The organism is Parablastomonas sp. CN1-191 (assembly GCF_049354825.1).
GTDB lineage: Bacteria > Pseudomonadota > Alphaproteobacteria > Sphingomonadales > Sphingomonadaceae > Novosphingobium.
In genome coordinates this window covers 2,049,803-2,072,061 of sequence record NZ_CP186480.1, presented here as the reverse complement: position 1 = coordinate 2,072,061, position 22,259 = coordinate 2,049,803, and the positions used below count along the sequence as shown (strand labels likewise).

At 69.6% G+C, this 22,259-nt stretch carries 25 protein-coding genes; 15 read left to right on the top strand and 10 right to left on the bottom strand.

Going from position 1 to position 22,259, the window contains the following annotated elements:
• Nucleotides 1-16 precede the first annotated feature (16 nt).
• The 5 genes from ACOYW6_RS10330 to ACOYW6_RS10310 are packed head-to-tail and all read left to right on the top strand — an operon-like array spanning nucleotide 17 to nucleotide 5,566.
• Nucleotides 17-1,996: a M61 family metallopeptidase gene (locus ACOYW6_RS10330; protein WP_423141229.1), complete on the top strand. Its 1,980-nt coding sequence runs from the start codon at nucleotides 17-19 to the stop codon at nucleotides 1,994-1,996.
• Nucleotides 1,997-2,006: 10 nt separating this feature from the next.
• Nucleotides 2,007-2,714: a DUF1345 domain-containing protein gene (locus ACOYW6_RS10325; protein WP_423141228.1), complete on the top strand. Its 708-nt coding sequence runs from the start codon at nucleotides 2,007-2,009 to the stop codon at nucleotides 2,712-2,714.
• Nucleotides 2,715-2,764: 50 nt separating this feature from the next.
• Nucleotides 2,765-3,307, top strand: coding sequence for an inorganic diphosphatase (ppa, locus tag ACOYW6_RS10320; RefSeq protein WP_423141227.1), 543 nt, complete (start codon nucleotides 2,765-2,767; stop codon nucleotides 3,305-3,307).
• Nucleotides 3,308-3,342: 35 nt separating this feature from the next.
• On the top strand, nucleotides 3,343-3,783 hold the full coding sequence (locus ACOYW6_RS10315) for a YidH family protein (RefSeq protein WP_423141226.1): 441 nt from the start codon (nucleotides 3,343-3,345) through the stop codon (nucleotides 3,781-3,783).
• A 10-nt stretch (nucleotides 3,784-3,793) separates the two neighbouring features.
• Nucleotides 3,794-5,566, top strand: a complete 1,773-nt coding sequence (locus ACOYW6_RS10310; protein WP_423141225.1) for an SLC13 family permease — start codon at nucleotides 3,794-3,796, stop codon at nucleotides 5,564-5,566.
• Nucleotides 5,567-5,594: 28 nt separating this feature from the next.
• Here the strand turns inward: ACOYW6_RS10310 and ACOYW6_RS10305 are convergent, their stop codons facing one another.
• Complete coding sequence (locus tag ACOYW6_RS10305; protein WP_423141224.1) at nucleotides 5,595-6,494, bottom strand: UTP--glucose-1-phosphate uridylyltransferase; 900 nt, start codon at nucleotides 6,492-6,494, stop codon at nucleotides 5,595-5,597.
• 131 nt (nucleotides 6,495-6,625) lie between these two features.
• On the opposite strand from ACOYW6_RS10305, the gene murA reads away from it, so the two are divergent.
• Entirely contained in the window at nucleotides 6,626-7,909 is a 1,284-nt protein-coding gene (gene murA, locus ACOYW6_RS10300) for a UDP-N-acetylglucosamine 1-carboxyvinyltransferase (protein ID WP_423141223.1), read from the top strand.
• 67 nt (nucleotides 7,910-7,976) lie between these two features.
• Nucleotides 7,977-8,213, top strand: coding sequence for a hypothetical protein (locus tag ACOYW6_RS10295; RefSeq protein ID WP_423141222.1), 237 nt, complete (start codon nucleotides 7,977-7,979; stop codon nucleotides 8,211-8,213).
• A gap of 3 nt (nucleotides 8,214-8,216) precedes the next feature.
• Here the strand turns inward: ACOYW6_RS10295 and ACOYW6_RS10290 are convergent, their stop codons facing one another.
• The 3 genes from ACOYW6_RS10290 to ACOYW6_RS10280 all read right to left on the bottom strand — a co-directional run bounded on the left by ACOYW6_RS10290 (nucleotide 8,217) and on the right by ACOYW6_RS10280 (nucleotide 9,649).
• On the bottom strand, nucleotides 8,217-8,966 hold the full coding sequence (locus tag ACOYW6_RS10290) for an energy transducer TonB (protein WP_423141221.1): 750 nt from the start codon (nucleotides 8,964-8,966) through the stop codon (nucleotides 8,217-8,219).
• Nucleotide 8,967: 1 nt separating this feature from the next.
• A complete protein-coding gene (locus tag ACOYW6_RS10285) occupies nucleotides 8,968-9,288 on the bottom strand; it encodes a hypothetical protein (RefSeq protein WP_423141220.1) in 321 nt (106 codons plus the stop codon).
• A 130-nt stretch (nucleotides 9,289-9,418) separates the two neighbouring features.
• Nucleotides 9,419-9,649 carry a ribbon-helix-helix domain-containing protein gene (locus tag ACOYW6_RS10280; protein WP_423141219.1) on the bottom strand — a complete coding sequence of 77 codons (231 nt, stop codon included), beginning with the start codon at nucleotides 9,647-9,649 and terminating at the stop codon, nucleotides 9,419-9,421.
• A gap of 86 nt (nucleotides 9,650-9,735) precedes the next feature.
• Between ACOYW6_RS10280 and ACOYW6_RS10275 the strand changes: the two genes are divergently transcribed.
• Nucleotides 9,736-10,494, top strand: a complete 759-nt coding sequence (locus ACOYW6_RS10275; RefSeq protein ID WP_423141218.1) for a DUF4019 domain-containing protein — start codon at nucleotides 9,736-9,738, stop codon at nucleotides 10,492-10,494.
• Between the two features lie 77 nt (nucleotides 10,495-10,571).
• Nucleotides 10,572-11,246 (top strand): murein L,D-transpeptidase catalytic domain family protein, encoded by a 675-nt coding sequence (locus tag ACOYW6_RS10270; protein ID WP_423141217.1) that lies wholly within the window; start codon nucleotides 10,572-10,574, stop codon nucleotides 11,244-11,246.
• A gap of 46 nt (nucleotides 11,247-11,292) precedes the next feature.
• Here the strand turns inward: ACOYW6_RS10270 and phbB are convergent, their stop codons facing one another.
• Nucleotides 11,293-12,015 carry an acetoacetyl-CoA reductase gene (phbB, locus tag ACOYW6_RS10265; RefSeq protein ID WP_423141216.1) on the bottom strand — a complete coding sequence of 241 codons (723 nt, stop codon included), beginning with the start codon at nucleotides 12,013-12,015 and terminating at the stop codon, nucleotides 11,293-11,295.
• A 95-nt stretch (nucleotides 12,016-12,110) separates the two neighbouring features.
• Nucleotides 12,111-12,854, bottom strand: coding sequence for a hypothetical protein (locus tag ACOYW6_RS10260; RefSeq protein WP_423141215.1), 744 nt, complete (start codon nucleotides 12,852-12,854; stop codon nucleotides 12,111-12,113).
• Nucleotides 12,855-13,221: 367 nt separating this feature from the next.
• On the opposite strand from ACOYW6_RS10260, the gene ACOYW6_RS10255 reads away from it, so the two are divergent.
• The 4 genes from ACOYW6_RS10255 to holA are packed head-to-tail and all read left to right on the top strand — an operon-like array spanning nucleotide 13,222 to nucleotide 17,744.
• Nucleotides 13,222-13,602 (top strand): DUF3576 domain-containing protein, encoded by a 381-nt coding sequence (locus ACOYW6_RS10255; protein WP_423143112.1) that lies wholly within the window; start codon nucleotides 13,222-13,224, stop codon nucleotides 13,600-13,602.
• Between the two features lie 55 nt (nucleotides 13,603-13,657).
• Nucleotides 13,658-16,207 carry a leucine--tRNA ligase gene (gene leuS / locus ACOYW6_RS10250; RefSeq protein WP_423141214.1) on the top strand — a complete coding sequence of 850 codons (2,550 nt, stop codon included), beginning with the start codon at nucleotides 13,658-13,660 and terminating at the stop codon, nucleotides 16,205-16,207.
• The gene (lptE, locus tag ACOYW6_RS10245) at nucleotides 16,204-16,716 is read left to right on the top strand and encodes an LPS assembly lipoprotein LptE (RefSeq protein ID WP_423141213.1); all 513 of its coding nucleotides are present in this window, start codon (nucleotides 16,204-16,206) and stop codon (nucleotides 16,714-16,716) included. Before leuS ends, lptE begins: the two co-directional genes overlap by 4 nt.
• Nucleotides 16,713-17,744 (top strand): DNA polymerase III subunit delta, encoded by a 1,032-nt coding sequence (gene holA, locus ACOYW6_RS10240; RefSeq protein ID WP_423141212.1) that lies wholly within the window; start codon nucleotides 16,713-16,715, stop codon nucleotides 17,742-17,744. Before lptE ends, holA begins: the two co-directional genes overlap by 4 nt.
• Here holA and ACOYW6_RS10235 read toward each other — a convergent pair.
• Genes ACOYW6_RS10235 through gluQRS form a run of 3 tightly spaced genes read right to left on the bottom strand, consistent with a single transcriptional unit; the run spans nucleotide 17,741 to nucleotide 19,382 of the window.
• Nucleotides 17,741-18,310: a cob(I)yrinic acid a,c-diamide adenosyltransferase gene (locus ACOYW6_RS10235; protein ID WP_423141211.1), complete on the bottom strand. Its 570-nt coding sequence runs from the start codon at nucleotides 18,308-18,310 to the stop codon at nucleotides 17,741-17,743. The genes holA and ACOYW6_RS10235 overlap by 4 nt on opposite strands.
• Complete coding sequence (locus tag ACOYW6_RS10230) at nucleotides 18,310-18,540, bottom strand: hypothetical protein (RefSeq protein WP_423141210.1); 231 nt, start codon at nucleotides 18,538-18,540, stop codon at nucleotides 18,310-18,312. Before ACOYW6_RS10230 ends, ACOYW6_RS10235 begins: the two co-directional genes overlap by 1 nt.
• Nucleotides 18,537-19,382 (bottom strand): tRNA glutamyl-Q(34) synthetase GluQRS, encoded by an 846-nt coding sequence (gene gluQRS / locus ACOYW6_RS10225; protein WP_423141209.1) that lies wholly within the window; start codon nucleotides 19,380-19,382, stop codon nucleotides 18,537-18,539. The genes ACOYW6_RS10230 and gluQRS overlap by 4 nt, the downstream gene beginning before the upstream one ends.
• A gap of 137 nt (nucleotides 19,383-19,519) precedes the next feature.
• Here gluQRS and ACOYW6_RS10220 point away from each other — a divergent pair, with 137 nt between their 5' ends.
• Together ACOYW6_RS10220 and ACOYW6_RS10215 are read left to right on the top strand one after the other, a co-directional pair.
• Complete coding sequence (locus ACOYW6_RS10220) at nucleotides 19,520-20,128, top strand: HNH endonuclease (RefSeq protein WP_423141208.1); 609 nt, start codon at nucleotides 19,520-19,522, stop codon at nucleotides 20,126-20,128.
• Nucleotides 20,129-20,193: 65 nt separating this feature from the next.
• Nucleotides 20,194-20,748 (top strand): DUF937 domain-containing protein, encoded by a 555-nt coding sequence (locus ACOYW6_RS10215; RefSeq protein ID WP_423141207.1) that lies wholly within the window; start codon nucleotides 20,194-20,196, stop codon nucleotides 20,746-20,748.
• On the opposite strand, the gene rpoN is transcribed toward ACOYW6_RS10215, so the two are convergent.
• A complete protein-coding gene (gene rpoN, locus ACOYW6_RS10210) occupies nucleotides 20,745-22,208 on the bottom strand; it encodes an RNA polymerase factor sigma-54 (protein WP_423141206.1) in 1,464 nt (487 codons plus the stop codon). The genes ACOYW6_RS10215 and rpoN overlap by 4 nt on opposite strands.
• Nucleotides 22,209-22,259: the final 51 nt, after the last annotated feature.

The window sequence follows — 22,259 nt, the reverse complement described above, 5'->3', positions numbered from 1 at the left end:
AACGAACGGACAGATGATGAAAACGATCAGTCGCACGCTCGCAATCGCCCTTCTGTCCACCGCGCTCGTCCCGGCCGCCGCCTTCGCCCAGAGCGGACCTGCGGTTGACCAGCGCGGGCCTGCCGCCTCGGCCCCGCAGGCGGCGGCGATCACCGATACCATCCCGGCCGAGGTCGACGCGCCCTATCCCGGCACGCTGATGCTCGACATCGATGCCACCGACGTGAACCGCGGTCTCTACCGCGTGACCGAGACGATCCCGGTCAAGCCCGGCACTACCGACCTTGTACTGCTGCTGCCCAAGTGGCTGCCCGGCAACCATGCGCCCGAGGGCGCCGCCAACCTGCTTAACGACATCCGCTTTTCCGCCGGCGGCCAGCCGCTGACCTGGAAACGCGATCCGGTCGACGTCTTCGCCTTCCACGTCGCGGTTCCGGCCGGCACCAGCGAAGTGACCGCCAGGTTCATCCACACCTCGCCCATCACCGGGTCCGAAGGGCGGGTGACGATGACGCGCGAGATGCTCAACCTGCAGTGGGAGAAGATGAGCCTCTATCCCGCCGGGCATTACGTTCGCCAGATCGCCATCAAGCCTGCCGTCACCGTGCCCGCGGGCTGGACGGTCTACACCGCGCTCGACGGCAAGGCGCAAAGCGGCAACCGGCTGACCTGGGATGCCACCCGCTACGATACGCTGGTCGATTCGCCGATCTTCGCCGGGCTCTATGCGCAGCGCACCGACCTTGGCCACGGCGTGTCGATGGACGCGATCGCCGACAAGCCGGAGCTGCTGGCGATCAAGCCGGAGAAGATGCAGACCTACCGCAACCTGGTCAGCGAGGCGCTGGCGACCTTCGGGGCGCGCCATTTCGACCATTACGATTTCCTGCTGGCGCTGACCGACCGGATGGGCGGCATCGGGCTGGAGCATCATCGGTCGAGCGAGAACCAGATGGAGCCCAAGTCGTGGACCGACTGGGACAAGATGGACTGGGACCACAACGTGATCCCGCACGAATTCACGCACAGCTGGGATGGCAAGTATCGCCGCCCGGCGGACTTGTGGACGCCCGATTACCGCACCCCGATGCAGAACAGCCTGCTGTGGGTCTACGAAGGGCAGACCCAGTTCTGGGGCTATGTCCTGGCGGCGCGTTCGGGCGTGCAAAGCAAGGACACCGTGCTGGGCCAGTGGGCCAACGCCGCCGCGACGTACGCCGAGGGGCAGCCCGGCCGCGCCTGGCGCGACGTCGAGGATACGACCAACGACCCCATCATCAACAAGCGCAAGCCGCTGCCCTACGGCTCGCTCACGCGGTCGGAGGACTATTACGTCGAGGGCGCGCTGGTCTGGCTCGAAGCCGACCAGATCATCCGCGAAGGCACGCGCGGCGCCAGGGGGCTGGACGATTTCGCCAAGGCCTTCTTCGGCGTGCGCGACGGCGACTGGGGCGAACTGACCTACGATTTCGACGAGGTCGTGCGCACGCTGAACGGCGTCTACCCCTATGACTGGGCCACGTTCCTGACCACGCGTATCAAGACCCCGGGCCAGCCCGCGCCGCTGAACGGCATCGCCAAGGCCGGCTACAAGCTGGTCTGGAAGGACACGCCCAACCCGTACGAGGCCGGGCGCATGGCCGATGGCAAGAACACCAACCTGACCTATTCGCTGGGCATGAACATCGACAAGGACGGCAAGATCGCCGGCACCTTGTGGGACGGGCCGGCGTTCAACGCGGGGCTGGTGAACGGCACCAAGATCGTGGCGGTCAACGGCATCGCCTATGACGGCGATGCCATCAAGGCGGCGGTGGCCGCGGCCAGGACCGGCAAGGACCCGATCCAGTTGCTGGTCCAGCGCGGCGACCGGTTTCTGACCGTGCCGGTCGATTATCATGGCGGCTTGCGCTTCCCGTGGCTGGAAAAGGCGACCCCGGGCACTGCGCCCAACGGCCTCGATCGCCTGCTGGCGCCGCGCACGAAGGCGAAGTAAGGCAGCGCGCATGACCGCGCGGGGCCAGACGAAAACCAGGGCCAGGGCAAAGGCCGGGGCCAGGCGCGCCGCCACCATCGGCAATCGCCTGGCCCCGCCGCGCTTCCTGATTTGCCTGGTGTTGATGCCGTCGCTGTTCGCGGCGCTGACGATGTCCGGCATCGCGCGCGATTGGCGAGACGCGGCGGCGCTGGCGTTCGACGGCGCGGCGCTGGTGTTCCTGCTTTCGCTGGCGCCGGTCCTGCGCCACGCCGAAAGCAAGACGATCCGCGAACACGCCGCCGAAAATGATGCCAACCGGGGCGTCATCCTGATCGTCACCACGGTCGTGACGCTGGTGGTGATGGCCGCGATCGCCGGCGAACTGCAAGGCGCCAAGCACCACGAGCTGCTCGCCATGGCGAAGCTGGTGGTCACGCTGGTGCTGATCTGGCTGTTCGCCAACACCGTCTACGCCACCCATTACGCCCACGCCTTCTACAGCGCCGAACCGCGCACCGGGAAGGATGCCGGCGGGCTCGACTTTCCCGGCACCAATGCGCCCGACTACGGCGATTTTCTCTATTTCGCCTGCACGCTGGGCATGACCTTCCAGACCAGCGACGTGGCGATCACGGCGCCGGCCATCCGCCGCGTCGTGCTGCTGCATTCGTTCGCGGCGTTTATTTTCAACATCGGCGTCATCGCCTTCACGATTAACACGCTGGGCGGAAGCTGACGGCGCAAATCGTGTTGCGGCGCAGCACGCGGGGCCTTAAGGGCGCGGCCATGCAGATCGACAAGATTCCCACCGGGGAAAGCCCGCCCGACAGCCTCAACGTCATCATCGAGGTGCCCACCGGCGGCGAACCGGTGAAGTACGAATTCGACAAGGAATCGGGGGCGCTGTTCGTCGACCGCATCCTGCACACCCCGATGCGCTATCCGGCCAACTATGGCTTCGTGCCCCACACGCTGTCGCCCGACGGCGACCCGCTGGACGCGCTGGTCATTGCGCGCAGCCCGTTCATCCCCGGCTGCGTCGTGCGGTCGCGCCCGATCGGCGTGCTCAAGCTGGAAGACGAGCATGGCGGCGACGAAAAGCTGATCTGCGTCCCCGTCGACACGACGTTCCCCTATTACTCGGACGTGGGTGAGCGGCAGGACCTGCCCTCGATCGTGCTCCAGCAGATCGAGCACTTCTTCAAGCACTACAAGGACCTGGAATCCGAGAAGTGGGTGCGCATCGGCGAATGGGGCGATGCCGAGGAAGCGAAGCGGATCGTGGTCGAGGCGATCGCCCGCGCCAAGGACGCCAAGAACAAGGCCTGACGCAACCAAGCCAGCCGCCGCGCATTTAGCCGCGGATGGCACAGGGGACGGATGAACGCGCCGCGCAGGCGCAGGAGAAGCTCGCGTCGAGCGCGCGGACCCTCAAGACCAGCGCGGTAGCACAGGAAGACAGCGCCGACCGCCGCACCGAGCTGGCCGCGGACCGCACGATCCTGGCGGCCGAACGCACTTATGCCGCGTGGATGCGCACCGGGCTGGCGGCGCTGGCATCGGGCATCGGCGCCAAGGCGCTGCTTGGCGATACGGTTCCCGCCTGGATGGCCAGCGGCACTGCCGGCGTGCTCGAACTGTTCGCGGTGTTCTGCTTCTTCGCCGGTGTCTGGCGCCAGTTCGACCAGGGCGCGCCGCCGCCGCGCCCCGATGTCCGCGCCCTGCCCAGCTGGCTGCTGGTCTTCTTCAACGGATTCCTGGCGTTGGTCGCGCTGGTCGTCCTGGTCGGCTTTGTCTTGTCTTGAGGGGTTTGCCGTGACGTTCGCACAGGGGGAATCGTTCGCGCTGATCGGCGTCGCCATCGCGCTCTTCGCCTGGGGGCGCTTTCGCTACGACCTGGTCAGCCTTGTCGTCCTTGCCGCGGCCGTGCTGCTGGGCGATGTCGCGCCCAAGGCGGCGTTCGAAGGGTTCGCCAGCGATGTCGTCATCATCATCGCCTCGGCACTGGTGGTCAGCGCCGCGATCAGCCGCAGCCAGGTGATCGAACCGCTGCTGCGCCCGATCGCCGCCCGTCTCACCACGCCGCGCACGCAAGTGCCGGTCCTGACCGCGGTGACCGGGCTGTTCGCGATGGTGACGAAAAACGTCGGCGCGCTGGCCACGATGATGCCGGTGGCGATCCGCATGGGCCGGGGCAAGGATTCCTCGGCCTCGGCACTGCTGATGCCGATGGCGTTCATTTCGCTGCTGGGCGGGCTGGTCACGCTGGTCGGCACCTCGACCAACATCATCGCCAGCCAGGTCCGCGAGGACGAGCTTGGCGCCCCGTTCCAGATGTTCGATTTCGCGCCGGTAGGGCTGGCGCTGACCCTGGTCGGTTTCGTGTTCCTGAGCTTCGGCTGGCGGCTGCTGCCCAAGGACCGCGCCCCGCATACCAGCCTGGCCGAAGTGTCCGCGGCGACGCTGTTCTCCACCGAGGCGACCATTCCCGACGATTGGGACGCCGGCGCCCGTCCCACGATCAGCTCGCTCGAACTGGGCAAGTTCGACGTTCGCCTGATCGGCCTCGTCGGCGCCGACGGCAAGCCGCGCCGACCGTTACCCGACGCGACGCTGGCGCCGGGCATGCAGCTGCTCCTCGAAGGTGACGATGCGGCGCTGGGTGCGCTGTTCGCCAATACGCCGCTTTCGGCGGTGAGCGAATCGCAGCGCGTCGAGACCGCCGCCAGCGAGGATCTCGTCGGTACCGAGGCGGTGCTCGAACCGCGCAGTCCGATGGTCGGCCGCACGGCGCGCCAACTGGCGCTGCAAACCGGGCACGGCATCCGCCTGCTCGGCATCAGCCGCCGTGGCGAGCGGGTCGACGGCCCCATTGCCGACGTGCGGCTGCGCGCGGGTGACCTGCTGCTGGTCCAGGCCGGCGAATCGAACCTTGCCGACGCGCTCGGCAACCTTGGCCTGCTGCCGCTGGCCGAGCGGACGGTTACCGTCGGCGACCCGCGCCGCCGCTACCTGCCGCTGCTGATCCTGGCGATCGCGATCGCGGCGATCGCGTTCAAGGTCGTGCCGGTGGCGATCGGCTTTTTCGTCGCCGCCGTGGCAATGGTGGTGTTCGGTTCGCTGACCATGCGCGAGGCATATGGCGCGCTGGAGCCCGAAGTGCTGGTCCTGATCGGCGCGCTGACCCCGCTGGCCGAAGCGGTGCAGGCCAATGGCGGCACTGCGCTGGCAGGTCACGCGCTGGCAAGCCTGCTCGGCCACGCCGCACCGATCATCGTGCTGGGCGGGATCATGCTGGCGGCGATGGTCTGTTCGCCGTTCCTGCACAACGCGCCGACGGTGCTGGTGCTGGCGCCGATCGGGGTCGCGCTCGCCAGGCAGCTCGGCCTCAACCCCGACGCCTTCCTGATGGCGGTGGCGACCGGGGCGGGCAGCGATTTCCTCACCCCCGTCGGCCACCAGTGCAACACCCTGGTGCGCGGACCGGGCGGCTACCGCTTCGGCGATTACTGGCGGCTGGGGCTGCCCCTGTCGCTGGTCGTACTGCTGGCGGGCACGCCGCTGATCGCCTGGGTCTGGGGCCTCTGACCCTGGCCCGACGCGGCCTGGCGTGCGGTTACGCGAGCTTCTGCATGATCGCGCGCACGTCGTCGGCCATGTCCTCGCGCTCCAGCGCCAGGGTCAGCGTCGCTTCGACGAAACCGGCCTTGCTGCCGCAATCGAAGCGGCGCCCGGCGAAGGTCACCGCGTGGAACGGCTGCTGCCCGATCATGCGCGCCATCGCGTCGGTCAACTGGATCTCGCCGCCGGCGCCCTTGCCCTGGTTTTCCAGCACCCGCATCACTTCGGGCTGGAGGATGTAGCGGCCCGAGATGATGAGGTTGGACGGCGCTTCCTCGCGCTTGGGTTTCTCGACCAGGGCGGTCACCTCGGTCAGCGCACCGTCGCGCCCAAGCCCTCTTCGGCCCGGCGCGATCACGCCGTAGCTGGACACCTCCTCCTCGGGCACTTCGAGCACCGAGATGAGGTTGCCGCCGACCTCCTCATAGGCCTCGACCATCTGCTTCATGCAGCCGGTCGATCCGCTCGGGTGTCCGGCGGCGTGTGCGATCATCAGTTCGTCGGGGAGGAAGATCGCGAACGGCTCGTCGCCCACGATCGCGCGCGCGCACCAGATCGCGTGGCCCAGTCCCATCGGCACTTGCTGGCGCACGGTGACCAGGTTGCCCGGCTGGATCCGCGTCGGCTCCAGCACGTCGAGCGACTTGTCGCGCCCGGTCATCGTCGCTTCCAGTTCGAAAGCGTGATCGAAATGCTCGACGATCGAAGTCTTGCCGCGCCCGGTCACGAAGATCAGCTGCTCGATCCCGGCCTCGCGCGCTTCGTCGACCGCGTACTGGATCAGCGGCCGGTCGATGATCGGCAGCATTTCCTTGGGGATGGCCTTGGTGGCGGGAAGGAACCGCGTGCCGAGACCGGCGACGGGGAAGACGGCTTTGCGGATCGGTTTGGCCATGGTCGATGTGCTAGCAACTGTGCGTTGCCGGTCAATCCGGTGTCGTCCGGCCGGCGGCCTTCCTGCCGACATTGCCGCTCACTTTGCCGCCCACCTTGCCGCCAACGCGATTCCGGCTAAACCGCCCGCCCATGGACAAGATCATCATTGCGGGCGGCAAGCGCCTGTCGGGCACGATCCCGATTTCCGGTGCCAAGAACGCGGCGCTGACGCTGCTGCCCTGCGCGTTGCTGACCGACGAGCCGCTGACCCTGCGCAACCTGCCGCGGCTGGCCGATATCGACGGTTTCCAGCACCTGATGAACCAGTTCGGCGTCTCGACCACGATCGCCGGCAACCGGCCCGAGGATTTCGGCCGGGTGATGACGCTGCAGGCGCCGCGCATCACCAGTTCGGTCGCCCCTTACGAACTGGTGCGCAAGATGCGCGCCTCGATCCTGGTGCTGGGCCCGATGCTGGCCCGCATGGGCGAGGCGACCGTGTCGCTGCCGGGCGGCTGCGCGATCGGCAACCGCCCGATCGACTTGCACCTGAAGGCGCTCGAAGCATTCGGCGCGGCAATCGAGATGGCGGCCGGCTACGTCCGCGCCGTCGCCCCCGATGGCGGCTTGCCGGGCGGCGAGTTCGACTTCCCGGTGGTCTCCGTCGGTGCGACCGAGAACGCGCTGATGGCGGCGGCGACCGCCAGCGGCACCTGCCGGTTGCTCAACGCTGCGCGCGAGCCCGAGATCGTCGACTTGTGCAACCTGCTGACGGCGATGGGCGCGCAGATCGAAGGTATCGGCACGTCGGAGCTGACGGTGCACGGGGTGCCCCGCCTGCACGGCGCCACGCATCACGTCATGCCCGACCGGATCGAGGCGGGATCCTATGCCTGCGCGGCGGCGATCACCGGCGGCGAGGTGTTCCTCAAGGGCGCCAGGGCCGAGGACATGAGCGCGACGATCCACGCGCTGCGCAATGCCGGCGTCACGGTCGAGCCCGGCAAGGGCGGGCTTAGCGTTGGCATCGATGGGCCGATCAAGCCGCTGACGCTGTCGACTGCGCCCTATCCGGGCTTTGCCACCGACATGCAGGCCCAGCTGATGGCGCTGCTGTGCAAGGCCGAGGGTACCAGCGTGCTCAACGAGACGATCTTCGAGAACCGCTATATGCACGTCCCCGAGCTGACCCGGATGGGCGCGCATATCGAGACCACGGGGCGCACCGCGATCGTGCACGGCGTCGACAGGCTGACCGGCGCCGAAGTGATGGCGACGGACTTGCGTGCGTCGATGAGCCTGGTCATCGCCGGGCTGGCTGCCGAGGGCGAGACCCAGGTCCACCGCCTCTACCACCTCGATCGCGGCTATGAGCGGCTGGAGGAGAAGCTCGCTCTGGTCGGCGCGGCGATCGAACGCGTCGGCGACGATTAAGGGGCGCGGCCGGGATCAATCCGGCCCGCCCGTCCGTTGCATCCAGGCACACACAGGAGACGTCAGGATGCTGGGACGACTGGCCGCGCTGGGCGCGGTGGGATACGGGATCTATACCTTGCTCAAGGCCAGGCAGGACGAAACGCCGCCGGTCGCCTTCGCCAGCGGCGGCGGTACGGGTGGCAACTTCGCGCGCGTTCGCGATGCCGGTCCCGAGGCGATGCGCAGCGACCTGCCGACCTGGGACCGGGTCGACGAGGCCAGCGACGAGAGCTTTCCGGCCAGCGACCCGCCCGCCTACTAGGCATCACTCGACCCGGCCGAGCTCCCATTCCTGCTCGTAATAGACGCTGCCGGCGATGGCATGGCCGGCAGCGTCGCGCGCCGGGTTGAAGCGAAAGCGCTTGAGCGCGAGCCGGCAGGTCTGGTCGTCGAGGAGCGCGAACCCGCTCGACTTCAGGACCCGGCAGCCGGTCGGCCGGCCCTGTGCGCTGACGAAGATCTCGGTCCGGGTCAGCCCGTGGGCGCGCTGGGCCAGCGCGTCGTACGGATAATCCTTGTCGTCGATGCGCCCCCTGGTGAGTTCCGGCTCCTCGCCGCCTGCACCATCGCCGTTGCCGTTGCCGCCCGAACCGGTGCCGTTGCCCACGCCGCCCGCGCCGCTGCCGGGACCCGGTACGGGCGCTGCGCCGTTGCGCGGCATCACGCCCACGCCGGGAACCGGCGCGGCGGGCATCGTCTGCGTTGGCAGGGGCACCGGCGGCGCCACCACGGCCGCGGCCTTTTCCTTCAGCGCAGGCGGCGCAGCCTTGCCGGCGGCCTTATGATCGTTGCGGGGTGGCGGAGGCGGCGGCGGCGCGTCGCTCGGCTCGGGGGTGAACAGCGACAGGCTGGTCAGCGGCTTGTCTGGGGTTACGGCCGGATCGAAGCCCAGCGCCTTGACCACGGCGATCACAACCGCCGCCTCGATCGCGCCGGCCAGCAGCGCGGCGCGCCAACGCAGCGGGCGGCCCGACCGGGAAAAGGTCGAACCGCCCGCCATGTTCGCGTCGGTCAAATCAGTAGCGGACGTAGTGGCACCGCTTGCTGCGCGTGGCCGCCCGTTCGATCGCGCGGCCGCCCAGGGCACCGCCAACCGCGCCGGCCGCGGCGCCGACCAGGCCGCCGCCCAGGACCTTCGATCCGATAACGGCGCCGGCGACACCGCCCGCGATCAGGCCGGTACGGGCCTTGGTGTAACGGCACACGCGGTGGACGCGCGTGGTGCCCGAATAGGTGCGCTTGGTGGCCGCCTCGGCCTTGGGCGTGAAGGCGGGGATGGCCATCTGGGCGGGAACCGCCAGCGAAAAGGCCCCGAGGGCCAGCATCATGCGACGCATCTTTCTATCTCCTTGCAATCTGTCGCAGGGTAGAACGCGGGACTGAACCCAAGGTTGCCCGGTGCGCGGTTTGGCCCGCGAAGCCCCGCCAAACCGGGGCGGACCGTGCGCCACCAGGGACCAGCCGCGTCTAGCCGGCCTGCGCCGCCAGCCACAACCGGATCGCTCCCGCCAATCCCGGCGGGGTTTCGGCACCGATTCGCTCGGCATCGATGCGCGCCACCAGGGCGTTGATCGGCACGCCCTCGTGCGCGGCGGCATCGCGCAGGCGATCCCAGAACAGCGGCTCGAGGCTGATCGAAGTCTTGTGACCGGCAATCTCGACCGAACGCTTGACCGGGGGGTGATAGATGCTCGCCATGCGCGCCTTATGCCCCCGCTAGCGGGCGCGAGTACGAATTTTTTGGGGTGGGCGGCGCGTGGGCCGCGATCTAGACCGGCGCCGCCATGGCACGCGACGATCCCGGGAGAGACGGCCTTTCCGCGCTGAGCGAAAAGGAAAAGGAGACGCTGCGGCTGGTCGTGCGCGGCTACGATGCCAAGTCGATGGCGCGCCACCTCGGGCTATCCGTCCACACCGTCAACGAGCGGCTCCGCGACGCGCGCCGCAAGCTTTCGGTTTCCAGCAGCCGCGAGGCCGGCCGGATGTTGCAGGACAGGGAGGCCCCCCAATCGCCTGGAGACAAGCCTTTGGGGGATGCCCCGGCGGCTGACGCGGCGCAGCACCCGGTATCGCCGGATGAAAGGACGCGCCTGCGCAGCCTGCCGGCCCTTTTGGGAGTGCTTGCCATGACCGTTGTTCTTGCCGCCCTGGCGCTGAGCGCGCTGTCCCCTTCGCTGCCGTCCGCCGCGCCGTCCGGCGACGATACCGCGCAGGTCGAGAGCGCACAGATCGAAACCGCCGCGCGCAGCTGGCTGGAAATGATCGACCGTGCCGACTGGGCCGGCAGCTATGCCGGGACGACCGCCGCCTTCCGCCAGGCCAACACGCTGGCAACCTGGCAGGCGGTGTCCGAAAAGGTCCGCGCGCCTCTTGGCGCGGTGACGGGCCGGCGCCTGCTCAGCAACGACCTGGTGCCCACGCCGCAGGGTTACCGGCTGGTCAAGTTCACGACCCGCTTCGCATCCAGGGGCGACGTGGTGGAGACCGTGACGCTGATGCGCGAAGGCGGGGCATGGAAGGTGGTCGGCGTGATGATCGGCTAGGCGGCAACGCAAACCTGTCGATTTCACAACGAGACGCTCCGCCTGCGGTCAGGTCTGGTGTTCCATGGGGCGCCGGCATGACCGGTCTCGACATCCATCACGACGCGGCGCGGCGGCGTTTCCTGGCCGGAGCGGGCCTGACCGCCGCCGCGGCGGCGCTGCCGATGCTGTCGCGCTCGTCGTCGATGCCCGGGACGGGTGCGCCCCGTCCGGCGCCCGCCGCCGCGTTTCCGGCCGCGCCCGATCTTGCGCGGCCGCGGCTATACCCGCGGGCTATGGCGGCGCTCGATCGCCATGCGGGGCGGATCGCGCACCGCGACCGCATCGCGGTGGCCGATTTCTCCCAGGCTTCGCGGGAAGCGCGGCTGCACATCGTCGACATCGCCGGGGGTGACGTCCGGTCTTACCTGGTGGCGCATGGCAAGGGTTCGGACCCGGCGCGCAGCGGCTGGCTGCAAAGCTTTTCCAACGTCCCCGATTCGGAAGCGTCGTCGCGCGGGGCCTACCTGACCGGTGAGACCTATGTCGGTCAGCACGGCCGGTCGCGCCGGCTGGTCGGGCTCGACCCCGAGAACGATTTCGCCGCCCCGCGCGCGATCGTCATCCACGGCGCGGATTACGTCAGCGCGGCGATGGCACAGGCACAGGGCCTGATCGGGCGCAGCCAGGGCTGCTTCGCGGTGGCGCAGGAAGCCATCGAAGACGTGCTCGAGCAGGTGGGGCCGGGACGCTTGCTGTTCGCGTGGAAGTAGCCGCCGTGCCGGCGAGGGGGGGCAGGGGCGCCGCCCCCGCTACCCGTCAGTACATATGCTGGCCGCCGTTGATGCTCATCGTCGAGCCGGTCACGAAGCCGCCGTTTTCGCTGGTCAGGAAGGCGACGCCGCGGGCGATCTCCTCGGCCTGGCCAAGGCGGCCGACCGGGATCTTGGCGACGATCTTCTCCAGCACCGGGGGCGGCACCGCGGCGACCATGTCGGTATCGATGTAGCCGGGCGCGATGGCGTTGACGGTGACGCCGAACTTGGCGCCTTCCTGCGCCAGCGCCTTGGTGAAGCCGTGGATGCCGCTTTTGGCCGCGGCGTAGTTGACCTGGCCGTACTGGCCGGCCTGGCCGTTGATCGAACCGATGTTGACGATGCGGCCCCAGCCGCGCTCGCGCATGCCGGGAAAGCACGCCTTGGCCATGTTGAAGCAGCCGCCCAGGTTGATGCGCATCACTTCGTTCCAGTCGTCGAAGCTCATCCGGTGCAGGGTGCCGTCGCGGGTGATGCCGGCGTTGTTGACGACGATGTCGATCGGGCCGACCTCGCTGGTCACGCGCTCGCAGCCGTCGAGGCAGGCCTCGTGATCGCCGACGTCCCAGCGGTAGGTGGTAATCCCGGTGTGGTCGGAAAAGGCCTTCGCCTTGGCGTCGTTGCCGGCATAGTTGGCGACCACGGTGTGGCCCTGGCGCTGCAGCCGCCTGCAGATAGCCTCGCCGATGCCGCGCGTACCACCGGTGACGATTGCCACTCGACCCATCAGATGTCTCCCGTTTCGGCTGGACCGCCGGAAGGCACGCTAGGCAAGCGGCGCCGACCGCGCAAGCCGCGACCCGGGCTGAAATGCGCGTCGAATCAGAAGCGGAACTGGGTTCCGACGTAGACCGCCTGGCTGTCCTGGCGCGGATCGGCGGGCACCGCCAGCCGGTCGCGGTCGGAGCGGTAGCGCACGCCGGCGGTGACATCGAGGTTGCGCGTCAGGCGATAGGCGCCGCCCACGTCGACGGTCTGTTCGCCCTGGCCTTCCAGCGTGCGGGCCAGGCGGCCGGTCTTCTCGCGCTCGTCCAGGGCGAGGCGCGGGATGAAGCGCGCCGGATCGGATGCGGCGCCCGGGCTGGGGCGGAATGCCGACAAGTCGGGCGTTTCGCCCTTGCGCACCGCGCCCAGGGCAAAGCCCTGGTATCCGCGCGACGCGCCCAGGCTGTAGGAGTTGGGCGCGATCCGCAGGGCGCCGGCGCCGCCGCCGTCCTGCGCCGCGGCGCGGCTGGCGATCAGCTTGCCGGCCATTCCTGGCTCGACCCGGACGGCGATCGTGACCGACCGGTCGGGCCGCATCGGCGAGGCCGCCGGCGTGAACTGGAACAAGCGCCCCTTCGACAGCGTGCGCACCGAGATCGAGCGCGCCAGCCGCGGATCGACCATTGCCGGCAGGAATTCGGTGCTCGCGCTCGCGCCGTCGCTCGGCGCGGGGTCGAAGCCGGTCGCGAAGGCAAGCACGCCGCTGGGCAGCGCCAGCACGGTCACGGTCGCGGCCAGCAGCACCGACGTGGTCGGGCCGCGCCGCGCGCTGCGTGCCTGGGCTGTGTCGTTGCGCGTCACTGGCGCCGTCGCTCCCTTGAAGTCGTCGCGCCGTCCATACCCGGAAAGGCCGCCGATTACCAGCGCGCGCCTGCGCCCGCGCGCTTGAACGCGGGGTTAATGCCGGCAGGTCGGCGGCGGCCCGATCACCCGGCATTCAGCCGCGATTAACGCGCCCGGCGGCCAAGAGCGCCGGGACTTGCCGCCCTAGCCCGCGCGGTCTAGACGCGCTGGCGAACGATCACACGGGGGGCGGCCTTCGCCGCCACGACAGGATACGGAAACGACGATGACCGCAGGCCACACCACCGCTCCCTTCCGCCCCGCTTTCCGCCTTACCTTCCGTTCTGCCGGGCGCGTCGCCCTGATCGCGGCGCTGTCCCTGGGCATGGCCGCCTGCGCCAGCAAGTCGCGCCCGAAGGCCGATCTCGCCGCCTCGCGCGTCACCACGATCGGCGTCAATTCCTACTTGTGGCGCGCCGCGCTCGACACGCTCAGCTTCATGCCGCTGCTCCAGACCGACAGCAACGGCGGCGTCATCGTCACCGACTGGTACACCAATCCCGCCAACCCGGGTGAGCGGGTGAAGGTCTCGGTCACGATCCTGGACCAGGACCTGCGCGCCGACGCGCTGCGCGTCGCCGCCAGCCGCCAGGTCGCGCAAGGATCGGGCTGGGTCGATGCCCCGGTCCAGGCCGCGACCGCGCAGAAGCTGGAAGACATCATCCTGACCAAGGCGCGCGACCTGCGGCGCGGCGCGGTGAAGTAGGCCGGCAACGCTTTCGCCACCTCGACAGGCCGGCAGGGACGGCTAGAGGGGCATCATGACTTCGACGACTGACACCGGGCGCTTCGATCCCGCCACTTCCGACGCGCGCTGGCAGGCCGCGTGGGATGCCGCGCAGACCTTTCGCGCCGACGATTCGAGCGCGAAGCCCAAGAGCTTCATCCTCGAGATGTTTCCCTATCCATCGGGACGCATCCACATCGGCCACGTCCGCAACTACACGATGGGCGACGTGCTGGCCCGCGCCAAGCGGATGCAGGGCCGCGAAGTGCTGCACCCGATGGGCTGGGACGCCTTCGGCATGCCGGCCGAGAACGCGGCGATGGAAAAGGGCGTCCACCCCGGCGGCTGGACCCGCGACAACATCGCCAACATGAAGGCGCAGCTCAAGCGCCTGGGTTTCGCACTCGACTGGAGCCGCGAACTGGCTACCTGCGAGCCCGATTATTACGGCCATGAGCAGGCGCTGTTCCTGGACCTCTATGCCGCGGGGCTGGTCTATCGCAAGGAAAGCGCGGTCAACTGGGACCCGGTCGACCAGACCGTGCTCGCCAACGAGCAGGTCATCGACGGGCGCGGCTGGCGCTCTGGCGCGCTGGTCGAAAAGCGCAAGCTCAGCCAGTGGTTCCTCAAGATCACGCAGTTCGCGGACGAATTGCTGTCCGGCCTGGGCAGCCTCGACAAGTGGCCCGAGAAGGTCCGCCTGATGCAGGAAAACTGGATCGGCAAGTCGCAGGGCCTGCGCTGCACGTTCAAGTTCGTGGGCAGCCCCGACGGGATCGAGGTCTACACCACCCGCCCCGACACGATGTTCGGCGCCAGCTTCGTGGCGATTGCCGCCGATCACCCGGTGGCGCAGCGGATGGCCGCCACTTCGCCCGAGCTGGCCGCCTTCATTGCCGAGTGCAAGCGCGGCGGCACCACCGCGGCCGAACTGGAAACGGCGGACAAGCTGGGCTTCAACACCGGCCTTTCGGTCGAGCATCCGCTGAAGGCCGCCTGGCACCTGCCGGTCTACGTCGCCAATTTCGTGCTGATGGACTACGGCACTGGCGCGGTGTTCGGCTGCCCTGCGCACGACCAGCGCGACCTCGACTTTGCCCGCAAATACGAGCTGCCGGTGACCCGCGTCGTCTCCGACGGCGAGCATGACGGCGCCGCCTACCATGGCGACGAGGCCTATACCGGCCCGGGCCGCATCGTGAATTCCGAATGGCTGGACGGGATGGACATCGCCGCCGCCAAGGCCGCGGTGATCGCCAGGGCCCAGCACGACGGCTGGGGCCACGGCGAGACGCAGTACCGCCTGCGCGACTGGGGCGTCAGCCGCCAGCGCTACTGGGGCACGCCGATCCCGTTCATCCACTGCGGCGCCTGCGGCATCGTTCCCGTGCCCAAGGCCGACCTGCCGGTGGTCCTGCCCGAAGACGTCGATTTCCGCACCCCCGGCAACCCGCTTGAGCGGCACCCGACCTGGAAGCACGTGGCCTGCCCGAAGTGCGGCGCGGACGCGGTGCGCGAAACCGACACGCTCGACACCTTTGCCGACAGTTCGTGGTATTTCCTCCGCTTTGCCAGCCAGCCGGGCGACAAGCCGTTCGATCCGGCGGTCATCGCGCAGTGGCTGCCGGTCGAACAGTACATCGGCGGGATCGAGCACGCGATCCTGCACTTGCTCTACGCCCGCTTCTGGACCCGCGCGCTCCAGCACATCGGGCTGATCGACGTGGCCGAACCGTTCGCCAGCCTGTTCACGCAAGGCATGGTCACGCACGAGACCTACTCGCGCCGCATCCAGGGCGAGGGGGGCGAGCGCACGGTATTCTACGCCCCCGACGAGATCAGCCGCGAGGCCGAGCGCGCGCTGCTGCGCGAGGATGGCGGCGAGGTCGAGATCGGCCGCGTCATCAAGATGTCGAAGTCGAAGAAGAACACGATCGACCCCGACGCCATCGTGGCCCGCTACGGGGCCGATGCAGTGCGCTGGTTCATGCTGTCCGACAGTCCCCCCGAGCGCGACCTGCCGTGGTCCGAAGCCGGGATCGAGGGCTGCTACCGCTTCGTCCAGCGGCTGTGGCGGCTGTTCGGCCAGTACGATGCCGCCGCCACCGGAGAGGACAAGCCGCTCGACCGCAAGCGCGACCAGGCGGTTGCCGCGGTGGCGGACGACATCGCCGCGCTGTCGTTCAACAAGGCGGTGGCGCGGATCTACGAGCTGACCAGCGCGGCCGAAAAAGCCGCCCCGTCGGCCAGTCGCGCCCGCGCGATCCGCACGATCCTGCTGCTGGTCGCGCCGATGATGCCGCACCTGGCGGAAGAGGCCTGGGCTGCCATCGGCGAAGACGGACTGGTGGCCGACGCGCCCTGGCCGCCCGTCGATCCGGCGCTGCTGGTGGAGGACGAGGTGACCGTCGCGGTCCAGGTCAAGGGCAAGCTGCGCGATACGCTGACGGTCGCCAAGGGGACCTCGAAGGAAGCGCTCGAGGCGCTTGCGCTCGCCAGCGACAAGGTCCAGCGTGCCCTCGATGGCGCGGAAATTCGCAAGGTGATCGTGGTGCCCGACCGGCTGGTCAACCTCGTCGCATGAAAATGCCGGCACCCCTGGCGGCTCTTGCGCTGGCGTTCGCGGCGTCCGGCTGCGGCTTGTCGCCGATGTACGCCGGCGGCGGCAGCGGCGCGGTGGCACAGGGCCTGGCCGGGATCGAGGTTCCCGCGATCGAGGGCAAGGCCGGCTGGCTGGTGCGCAACGCGCTGGTCGACCAGATGGGCGCCGGCGGCGCGAGCGCCAAGCGCTACCGCCTCGACGTCCGCCTCGACGACAAGCTCGAAGGGCTTGGCCTGCTGTCCGACGATACCATCGGGCGCGAGCGCCGTACGCTGCGGGCGCGCTACCAGCTGGTCGACCTGGCCAGCGGGGCGATCGTGCTCGATGCCACCGCCGGCTCGGACGCCGGGATCGACGTGGTCAGCAGCGAATACGCGACCATCGCGGCGGAGAACACCGCGCTGGAAAACCTGGCCAAGGACGTCGCCAACCGGATCGTCACCCGGCTGGCGCTGCAGGTCCGCAACCCCCAGGCCCTGACCGGCAAGTGAAGGCGACGCAGAAGGATTTCCGCAGCGCCGCGCCGCGAGCGGCGGCGGCCGCGAAAGTGTTCTTCTTCTGCGGCCCGGACGAAGCCGGCGCGCAGGACGCCGCCCGCGCCATCGTCGAGTTGCTGCCCGAACCGGGTGAACGGGTGGAGCTGTCCGGCGCCGAGTTGCGCAAGGACCCGGTACGGCTGGGCGACGAGGCGCGTTCGTCCTCGCTGTTCGGCGACGCCCGCCACATCTGGGTTTCGGCCAGCGGCGACGAAGTCCACGACGCGGTCGAGACGTTGCTGTCCGGCCAGATGACCGGAACCGCCCAGCCCTGCCCGGTGCTCATCGTGGCCAGCGGCGCCACCGACAAGGCGCGCACCGCCAAGCTGCTGGCCGGGCGGCCCGATGCGCTGGTGGCGATGTTCTACCCGCCCGACCTGCGCGCGTTTTCCACTGACGTGCGGATGATGGGCGATGCCGCCGGCGTGCGGCTGTCATCCGACCTGGCCGACCGGATCGCGCGCGCCGCCGCTCTCGACAGCCGGCTGGCCCGCAGCGAGGTCGAGAAGCTGGCGCTCTACCTCGACGCCGCGCCGACCAGCCCGCGCAGCGCCGATGCCGAGGCGCTGGACGCGATCGGCGCGAAGACCGAGGACGATGGTTTCATGCCGCTGGTCAACGCGGTGCTGGGCGGCGATGCCGGCAAGTTGTCGGGCGAACTGCACCGCCTGCGCGAACTGAACATGAACCCGGTTGGCGTATTGCTGACGTTCGAACGCCGCGCCGCGCTGCTGGCGGGGCTCGCCGGCAAGCTGGGGCCGCGCGGGGACATCGGCAAGCTGCTGGAGGCGGAACGGGTGTTCTGGAAGGAGCGCGCCGACGTGGGCAAGCAACTGCGCAAGTGGCGCGGCCCGCGGCTGGCGCGGCTGGTGTCGAAACTGGCCGAGATGCACCGCGCGCTGCTGGGCGACAGTCGCAATGCCGAACTCCTGCTGGCGCAAGGGCTGACCGAGATCACCCGCGTCGCCGCAAGCGCGCGCTAGCCTTTGCGCGATGCCCCCGGCACCCACAGGACGTCGCCCGCACCGCCGTCGTTAAGCGCGCGCGCAAGCACGAACAGATAGTCCGAAAGCCGGTTGATATAGGCCAGCGCCGCCGGGTTGACCGGCTCGGCCGCGGCCAGCGCGGTCATCGCACGCTCGGCCCGGCGGGCGCCGGCCCGCGCCATGTGAACGCGCGCCGCGCCCTCGCCGCCGCCCGGCAGGATGAAGCTGGTCAGCGGTGACAGCGCCTCGTTCAGCCCGTCGATCGCCGTTTCCAGCCAGCGCCACTGCGCCTCGACGATCCGCAGCGTCATGTCGCCGGGGGTGAAGTCCTCGCCCGGGGTCGCAAGGTCGGCGCCAAGATCGAACAGGTCGTTCTGGATCCGCGTCAGCGCCGCGGCGTGATCGCCCGCCGCCAGGGCAGCGAAACCGATCGCGCTGTTGACCTCGTCCACCGCGCCGATCGCTTCCATCCGCGCCGCGTGCTTGGGGCAGCGCGAACCGTCGACCAGCCCGGTCGTGCCGTCGTCGCCGGTGCGCGTGTAAATCCGGTTGAGCTTGACCACTAACTGGCGACGGCGAGCAGCAGCGCCGCGACCAGGACTGCGCCGGCCTGGAACATGATGCGGTTCATCATCATCTTGTTCTGCATCAGCTGCGACGGACTCGGCCCCAGCGCGGGGTCGCGCGCAAGGTCGTCCCTCGAGGCCTGCAGGAAGGCGACGATGCCGCGGATCAGGCTGTAGACCGCCATGGCCACCAGCCCGACCATCACGATGATGAGAAGGATCTTCATGGCGCGATATCTAGGCCTTCGGACAGCGAAATGCCAGCGGGGAAGCGGTGCGCGCGCAGCGCTTCTGCCAGCGCCGGCCCGTCGCCGTCCGCGCGCCTGAGGTCGGCGATCCCCACCGCGCCGCGGCGTTTGGCCAGCTTGCGGCCGTCGGGGCCAAGCAGGACCGGGTGATGGTGCCAGACCGGCACCGGCACGCCCAGCAGCGCGATCAGCAGGCGGTGGACGTGCGTCGCCGCGAACAGGTCGGCACCGCGGGTGACGTGCGTGATGCCGTCCGCCGCGTCGTCGAGCACGACCGCCAGGTGATAGCTTGCCGGCGCATCCTTGCGCAGCAGCACGACGTCGCCGAGCGTTTCGGGCGCGGCGTGCTGGGTCCCGTGCAACTCGTCCAGCCAGGTCAGCGGCCCGGCGCGGCGCACCGCTTCGGCCATGTCGAGCCGCCAGGCCGCGCCGTCGGGATTGTCGGTGCGGCCCTTGCAGGTGCCCGGATAGACCGGGCCGTCGGGCCCGTGGACGGACGCTGCGGCTGCGATCTCGGCGCGGGTGCAGGTGCAGGGGTAAAGCAGGCCGGCGGCCTTGAGTGCCTCGCCCGCGGCCAGGTGCGCGGCGCTGCGCTGCGATTGGCGGATCGCCGCGCCGTCGGGGCGCAGCCCCAGCCACGCGAGGTCAGTGGCGAACTCGCCGGCCAGTGCGGCGCGGCTGCGCGCCCCGTCGATGTCCTCGATGCGAAGCCGGAACCGCCCGCCATCGCGCCGGGCGCGGTCATGCGCGACAAGGGCCGCGTAAGCGTGACCAAGGTGCAGCGGGCCGTTCGGGCTGGGGGCGAACCGCGTTACGGTCACGGCGTTGCATCTCGGCACCGCCCTGTGGACAGAATTGCGCACAGACTAGTGGGCGGCTTGACCGCTCCGCCGCCGCCATGCTGCATTTGCGCCATGAACTGTCGCGCGGACGTCATAAATCCCGGCCAGACGGAGCCATGCTTCGCGAGGAGGTGATCGCGCGCGCGGCCCGGTTCCGCAGCGCCGAGGGTGATCCCTCCCGCCACTTGTCCGATTGCCCTGCGCTGGTCCTCAACGCCGATTATACCCCGCTCTCCTATTATCCGCTCAGCCTGTGGCCGTGGCAGACCGCGATCAAGGCGGTATTCCTCGAGCGCGTCGACATCGTCGCCAGTTACGCCCGCGAAGTCCACAGCCCAAGCTGGGCCATGCCGATCCCGTCGGTGATTGCGCTGCGCCAGTTCGTGCGGCCCAGCCAGTTTCCCGCCTTCACCCGTTTCAACGTGTTCCTGCGCGACCGGTTCTGCTGCCAGTATTGCGGCAGCCCTCACAACCTGACCTTCGACCATGTCGTCCCGCGCCGGCTGGGCGGCAAGACCAGCTGGGAAAACGTCGCCACCGCCTGCGCGCCGTGCAACCTGCGCAAGGGCGGGCGCACGCCGAAACAGGCGCACATGCCGCTGCTGCTGGAGCCGATCCGCCCGACCAACTGGCAATTGCAGGAACGCGGGCGCGGCTTTCCGCCCAACTACCTGCACGAGACCTGGCGCGACTGGCTGTACTGGGACGTCGAGCTGGAAGCCTGAGCGGAACCATTCGCGCGGCGGCGCGATTGCCAAGCATCCCCCTGGCAAAGCGAAGGCCTTACCCCATGGATACCACCAGCATGCTTGCCGAGACCGGCGCCATTCCCGCAATCGCGCGCGAACTCGGTATCGACGAAACGACGGCCGAGGCCGGCGCCGGTGCGCTGCTGCCCGCAGTGCTCACCGCGTTCCACCAGCCGGTTGCGGGCGGCGGCGGCGCAGGCGGGCTGGGCGCGTTGATCGGCGCGCTGGGCGGCATGGGCGGCGGCGGCCTGCTCGATAACGCCGCCGGCCCGGAAGCGACCGATACCGGCAAGGGTAACGAGATTCTCGGCCACATCTTCGGCTCCAAGGATACCAGCCGTGCGGTCGCCGCCGATGCCGCGACGCAAAGCGGCGTCGACCCGGCGTTGCTCAAGAAGATGCTGCCGATCCTGGCGATGATTGTCGGCGGTTACGTGATGAAGCGCTCGGCGGGCGGAACGGCCGGCGCCGCCGCCGGAGGGGGTGGGGGCCTTGGCGGCGCGCTCGGCTCGGTCCTGGGCGGGGCCACCGGCGGCGGCGGCCTGCTCGGCCAGATCATCGGCGCAGCCGGACAGATCCTGGCGAGCCGGCGCTAGCGCGCGCCGACCAGGGCCTTGTGGCGGCGGCGCTGGACGCTGCTGCCCAGCCCGATCGCCTCGCGGTACTTGGCCACCGTACGGCGGGCCAGGTCGAACCCCTGCGCCTTGAGCAGGTCGACCAGCGCATCGTCGGAAAGGATGGCCTTGGGATCCTCGGCATCGATCAGCTTGCGGATCGCGGCCTTGACCGCCTCGGCCGCGGCGCCCTCGCTGCTGCCGGCCGAGGCGACGCCGGAGGTGAAGAAGAACTTGAGTTCGCGGGTGCCGCGCGGGCAGGCGAGGTACTTGTTCGAGGTGACCCGGCTGACGGTCGATTCGTGCAGCGCCACCGCCTCGGCCACCGTGCGCAACGTCAGCGGCCGCAGCTGCGAGACGCCGTGACGGAAGTACCCGTCCTGCCGCTTCACCACTTCGCTCGCCACTTTCAAGATCGTGCGCGCGCGCTGGTCCAGCGCCTTTACCAGCCAGTTCGCGTCGGCGAGCTTGTCCGACAGCCAGGCGCGTCCGGCCTTGTCGTCGCAGGCGCCCTTCAGTTCGACGTAATAGGAGCGGTTGACCACCAGCCGCGGCAGCGTCGCCTGGTTGAGCTCGATGTCCCAGCCCCCGTCGGCACGCGGGTGGACCAGCACGTCGGGCGTCACCGCCTCGCCATCGGAGGCGCCGAAGCGCAGTCCGGGCTTGGGGTCGTAGCCGCGCAGTTCGGCCAGCATGTCGGCGAAATCCTCGTCGTCGACGTCGCACATCCGCCGCAGGCGGGCGAATTCGCCGCGCGCCACCAGGTCTAGGTTGTAGATCAGGCGCGCCATGCACGGATCGTAGCGGTCGGCGTCCTTGGCCTGCAGCGCCAGGCATTCGGACAAGCTGCGCGCGCCGACCCCGGCGGGATCGAGCCGCTGCAGCAGCGCCAGTGCCGCCTCCGCCTCGGCGGGTTCCGCACCGGGCAGCGCCTCGCCCAGCGGCAGCGGCAGGTAGCCGGCCTCGTCAAGCTGGTCGGCCAGCGCGTGGGCGAGCGCCTTGGTTGCGGCGTCGCCGCGCTCGGCGGCGACCTGGGCGTGGAGGTGGTCGGCCAGCGTCGTGCCGCCGCCGCGCTCACCGGCGTCGGGTGCGTCAGCGGCGGCGGCCATGCGCAGTTCTGCCGACCAGTCGCCGCTTTCGGCTTCGCGGGCGGCGGCGCCGTCCCAGTCCAGCGGGCGGTCCTCGTCGACGCGGCCCTCGCCGATCAGCTGGTCGACGGGCGAGGATTCAAGCGTCGTGCGCCGCGCCTCGGGCGCATCGCTGTCGCTGGCTTCGGCCTCGCCGCCGCCGACCTCGAGCAAGGGATTGGCAGCCGCCGCGTCCGCCAGCACGCCTTCCAGCTCGAGGTTGGACAGCGCCAGCAGCTTGATCGCCTGCTGCAATTGCGGCGTCATCACCAGCGATTGCGATTGCCGCAGGTCAAGGCGCGGGGCGAGGGTCATTTCCTGCGCGGGTCTTGGGAGCTGTCACCTCGCCGCCATGGCATTCCCGCG